Source organism: Acidobacteriota bacterium, from assembly GCA_030949985.1.
Lineage (GTDB): Bacteria > Acidobacteriota > Polarisedimenticolia > J045 > J045 > JALTMS01.
This window is the reverse complement of the sequence record JAUZRX010000002.1, coordinates 1-5442: the sequence shown is the minus strand read 5'-3', so window position 1 is coordinate 5442 and position 5442 is coordinate 1. Positions and strand designations below refer to the sequence as shown.

At 61.7% G+C, this 5442-nt stretch carries 3 protein-coding genes and 1 pseudogene; all 4 read right to left on the bottom strand.

The annotated features are described in order from the left end of the window. On the bottom strand, nt 1–147 hold a 147-nt coding region (locus Q9Q40_00390; protein MDQ7005669.1), incomplete at its 3' end, for a GTP-binding protein. A gap of 33 nt (nt 148–180) precedes the next feature. Next, nucleotides 181–651 carry a 30S ribosomal protein S7 gene (gene rpsG, locus Q9Q40_00385; GenBank protein MDQ7005668.1) on the bottom strand — a complete coding sequence of 157 codons (471 nt, stop codon included), beginning with the start codon at nt 649–651 and terminating at the stop codon, nt 181–183. Between the two features lie 19 nt (nt 652–670). Continuing rightward, nucleotides 671–1045 (bottom strand): 30S ribosomal protein S12, encoded by a 375-nt coding sequence (rpsL, locus tag Q9Q40_00380; GenBank protein MDQ7005667.1) that lies wholly within the window; start codon nt 1043–1045, stop codon nt 671–673. A 491-nt stretch (nt 1046–1536) separates the two neighbouring features. Continuing rightward, nucleotides 1537–5316 (bottom strand): annotated as a pseudogene (gene rpoC / locus Q9Q40_00375) (DNA-directed RNA polymerase subunit beta'). Nucleotides 5317–5442: the final 126 nt, after the last annotated feature.

Below are 5442 nucleotides of genomic sequence, written 5' to 3'. Positions count from 1 at the left end.
ATCGAAACTACGCACCTCGACCTTGTCGCTGTGCTCCGAAAGAACCGTCGTGATCGCCGCCGTCAGCGTCGTCTTTCCGTGGTCCACGTGACCAATCGTACCGACGTTCACGTGGGGCTTCGTACGCTCGAACTTTTCCTTGGCCATGATTTTTCCCTCTTGCGCCGCCGGGCCCTCGCCCTACCAGCGGTAATGCGCGAAGGCCTTGTTCGCCTCCGCCATGCGGTGGACATCGTCTTTCTTCTTCATGGCGCCACCACGACCGGCGGACGCATCCATGAACTCCCCGGCGAGCTTCTCGATCGTCGAGCGCTCCGGCCGAGCCTTGGCATAGGCGATCAACCAACGGAAGGCGAGACTCAGCCGCCGCTTGGGGGAAACTTCGACGGGCACCTGGTAGTTGGAGCCGCCGACCCGGCGCGACTTGACCTCCATCACCGGCTTGACATTCTCGATCGCCTTGGTGAAGACCTTCAGCGGATCTTCGCCGGTCTTTTCCTCGATGCGCTTCATCGCGCGATAGAAAACACGCTCGGCGGTGCTGCGCTTGCCGTCGTGCATGATGGCGTTGACGAACTTGGCCACGAGCGTGGACCCGTAGACGGGATCCGGAAGCGTCGGGCGAACTGGAACCTCACGGCGTCTCGGCATGACGTCTCCTCCCCAGCCCTCAGGACTTCGGGCGCTTGGCGCCGTACTTGGAACGGCCCTGGCGGCGCCCGTCGACGCCGGAGGTATCGAGCGTCCCGCGGACGATGTGATAGCGCACACCGGGCAGATCCTTGACTCGGCCACCACGGATCAGAACGATCGAGTGTTCCTGCAGGTTATGCCCCACCCCGGGAATGTAGGCGGTGACCTCGATGCCATTGGTCAGGCGAACTCGGGCGACCTTGCGCAGCGCCGAGTTCGGCTTCTTGGGCGTCGTGGTGTAGACCCGGGTGCAGACACCCCGCCGCTGAGGGCAGGATTGCAACGCCGGGCTGGCCGTCTTGGCCTTGATGGCCTTTCTTCCTGAGCGAACCAACTGGCTGATCGTCGGCACGTCCCACTTCTCCTTGCCGCCCGCAGGGGGCCTTAAGCGCGCGCAGGCCACAGAGACCTCGAGAGCACGCTCGCGTCGCCTATCCAACCTGCTTGCCGATCGCTGCCGACTCACTTGCAGCGCCACCGGACCCAGCGATCTCGTGCAGCGTCTCCCACGGGGCGCAGGCGAAACCCCATATCGAGACCTTCTGCTCGCTGGATCTGCCTTCCTTGCTCATGGCGCGTACCGGATCGGACCGCCCCTTTCGGCGGTGGACCCGGCCGTACGCCCCAACCATGGCTGACCGCCTCTAAGCCACCCCGGCTCGGGAACTTCCCGCTCGCTCGGCGACGGATGAAACGGGTCGGTCAGCGCGAAGCCGTAAGGCTAGAGCACCGGCAGGAGGGTGTCAAGGCACAAGTCCAAAAACCTGTCCTCCCGCCGGCCCACTTTCGCCTCCCTTTCGCACAAGCCCGCAGTTCGAGGCCGGGGCGCGCCCCTGCCCTTCCCTATTTCTTCGGGGTGGGCAGCGTTCCGCCGGCCAGCAGCTGGGCCAGGGTGGTCTCGTCGGTACCCGCCTCGATGGAAAGGAAGTCCTCCTCGGGCTCCTCTTCCGGCGCTGCCGTGGTGGGCACGTGGTACTCCCTGTAGGGCTCGGCGCCCGTCCCCGCGGGCACGAGGCGCCCCATGATCACGTTCTCCTTCAACCCGCGAAGGCGATCGACCGCGCCGTCGATCGCCGCCTGAGTCAGCACCCGGGTGGTCTCCTGGAAACTCGCCGCGGATACGAAGGAGTCGGTCGAAAGGCTGGCCTTGGTGATGCCGAGAAGCAGCGGGCGCCCCATGGCGGGCTCGCCTCCCTCCGCGATGACCCGTTGGTTCTCTTCGCGGAAGCGGAAACGATCCACCTTCTCCTCCAGCACGAAACTGGTGTCACCCACCTCTTCGATCTTCACCCAGCGCATCATCTGGCGGACGATCACCTCGATGTGCTTGTCGTTGATGTCCACACCCTGAAGGCGGTAAACCTCCTGGATCTCGTTGACCAGGTACTCCTGCAGGGCGTTCTCGCCGAGGACGCTGAGAATATCGTGGGGGTTCTTCGGCCCGTCCATCAGGGCATCGCCGGCGTGGACCTCCTCGCCCTCCCGGGCGGCGATGTGCTTGCCCTTGGGGATCTTGTAGTCACGGCGCTCACCCTGGGGTGATATCACGTGCACGGTCTGGTGTCCGCGCTCGAGGCCACCGTACTCGACGACGCCGTCGATCTCCGCGATCACGGCCGGCTCCTTGGGCTCGCGCGCCTCGAAGAGTTCCACCACCCTCGGCAGACCACCGGTAATGTCCTTGGTCTTCGTCGTCTCGCGGGGAATCTTCACCAGCACATCACCCGGGGAGACACCCTGCCCATCCTCGACCATCAGGATCGAACGCACCGGAAGGTTGTACTCCCGGATCTTCTGCTTGCCCTTTTTGATGATGATCTTCGGCTGGAGCTTCTCGTCCTTGGCGGAGATGATGGTGCGCTGGACGAATCCGGTGACGTCGTCCTGCTCCTCCTTGACGGTGACGCCTTCGACCACGTCCTGGTAGTGGATCGCCCCTTCCTCTTCGGTGAGGATGGCGAAGCTGTAGGGATCCCACTCGAGGAGTTGCGTGCCGGGAGTGACGGCCTGGCCGTCCTCGACCTTCAGCACCGCGCCGTAAGCCACCGCGTGGCGTTCTCGCTCACCACCACGGTGATCGAGGATCACGAGGCTGCCCGCCCGGCTCATCACCACGTTGTCGCCCGCGTTGTTCTTGACATATTTGATGTCGATATATTTGACCGTGCCCTCGGTCTTGGCGTCGGCGTGGGACTCCTCGCGGGCCTGGGCGGTTCCTCCGATGTGGAAGGTACGCATCGTAAGCTGCGTGCCCGGCTCACCGATCGACTGGGCCGCCAGCACGCCCACGGCCTGCCCCTTTTCGACCAGTTTGCCCGTTGCCAGGTCCCGGCCATAGCACAGCTGGCACACGCCACGAGGCTCCTCGCAGGTCAGCACGGAGCGGATCTTCACCTCCTCGATCCCTGCGAGCTGGATTTTCTCGGCCAGCTCCTCGTCGATCTCCTGGTTCTCATCGACGATCAGATCACCATGGGTCGGGTCGATGACCGGCTCGAGTGCGACGCGCCCGACGAGGCGGTCACGCAAGGATTCGATCACTTCGCCGCCTTCGACGATGGCCTTGACCGAGATGCCGTCGAAGGTGCCGCAATCACGGTCGATGATGATCACGTCCTGGGCCACATCCACCAAACGGCGGGTCAGGTAGCCCGAATCCGCCGTCTTGAGCGCCGTGTCCGCCAATCCCTTCCGCGCACCGTGGGTGGAGATGAAGTACTGCGCCACCGTCAGGCCCTCACGGAAGTTGGCGGTGATCGGGGTTTCGATGATCTCTCCGGAAGGCTTGGCCATCAGGCCCCGCATTCCGGCGAGCTGGCGCATCTGCTGCTTGCTGCCCCGGGCGCCGGAATCCGCCATGATGTAGATCGGGTTGAACTCGGCGGACGGATCATCGTCGGCGCTGCGCATCCTCTCGAACATCGCCTCGGCGACCCGGTCTGTGACGTCGGACCAGATGGCGACGACCTTGTTGTAGCGCTCGCCGTTGGTGATCGCGCCGTCGAGATACTGCTGCTCGACCTCGATCTGCAGATCCCTCGCCTCCTCGACCAGTCGCGGCTTGTCCGCCGGAATCTCCATGTCGTCGATACCGATCGAGACGCCGGCTTTCGTCGCGTAGAGAAAACCCAGATCTTTGAGTCGGTCGACCATGACCACCGTCGTATCATTGCCGTAAGTCAGCGAGCAGTAGTTGACCAGTTCCTGCAAACCCTTCTTCTTCAACAATCCATTGACGTAAGGCAAGCCATCCGGCAGGGCCATGTTGAAGATGACCCGCCCCACGGAAGTGTCGATCAGGCCGCCGTCGACCTCGCGCACGGGAGCGCGCAGCACATCCTGATCGTCGTAGAGCGTGGTCAAATCCATCAGCGCGCCGGAATAGCGCAGCCGGATCGGCGTGAGCGTCTCCACTTCTCCGGCGTGCAGCGCCAGCAGGACCTCGTCCATCGCGCCGAAGACGCGCCCTTCCCCCTTCCGGCCGCGCTTGGACTTCGTCAGGTAGTAGAGCCCCAGAACCATGTCCTGGGTCGGCACGATGATCGGTTTACCGCTGGCCGGCTTGAGCAGGTTGCGCGTGCTCATCATCAGCACGTGGGCCTCGGCCCGGGCCCGGGTGGAGAGCGGCACGTGCACCGCCATCTGGTCGCCGTCGAAATCGGCATTGAAGGCTTTACACACAAGCGGGTGAAGGCGAATGGCCTTCCCTTCAATAAGGGTAGGCTCAAATGCCTGGATACCGAGACGGTGCAGCGTGGGCGCGCGGTTGAGCATGACGGGATGATCCTGGATAACCTCCTCCAGAATATCCCAGACTTCCGTACGCCCCTGACCGATGACACGTTTGGCTGCCTTGATGGTGGTGGCAATGCCCCGCTCTTTGAGTTCATAAATGATGAAAGGTTCAAACAGTTCCAGTGCCATTTTCTTGGGCAGACCGCACTGGTGCAGTTTGAGCTGCGGCCCCACGACGATGACGGAACGCCCGGAGTAGTCCACCCGTTTCCCCAGCAGATTCTGGCGGAAACGCCCCTGTTTTCCTTTGAGCATATCGGACAGGGATTTGAGCGGTCGATTCCCGGCACCCAGCACGGTGCGACCGTGGCGGCCGTTATCGAACAGGGCATCCACGGCTTCCTGAAGCATCCGCTTTTCGTTACGCAGTATCACTTCGGGGGCGCGCAATTCGATGAGCCGTTTCAGCCGGTTATTCCGGTTAATTACCCGACGATACAAATCGTTCAGGTCGCTGGTTGCATACCGTCCGCCCTCCAGCGGAACAAGCGGGCGCAAGTCCGGGGGAATCACCGGAATCACATCGAGCACCATCCACACGGGATTGTTGCCCGACTTGCGGAGCGCCTCCACAACCTTGAGCCGTTTAATAGCTTTGGTCCGGCTTTGAATGGATTTGGTCGTCTTGAACTGGGCATGCAGTTCTTCACTGAGCAGATCCAGGTCGATTTCTTCGAGCAGGATGCGGATAGCCTCTGCGCCCATCTTGGCGATGAACGCGTCCTTGCCGAATTCCTGCCGCGCATCCTGGTATTCATCTTCAGTTAGGGTCTGCATTTTCTCCAGACCGCTTGTACCCGCATCGATAACAATATAATTTTCAAAATAAAAAGTATAAGGTTTCAAGTCAAAAGGACTTGATTTTGAAAAAACAGGATTTTCAGAAAAATTAATAAATTTTAATATTTTTATAGTGTACTACCAAAGGGTTTTGTCGGGGTTTGGGGTTTGGGG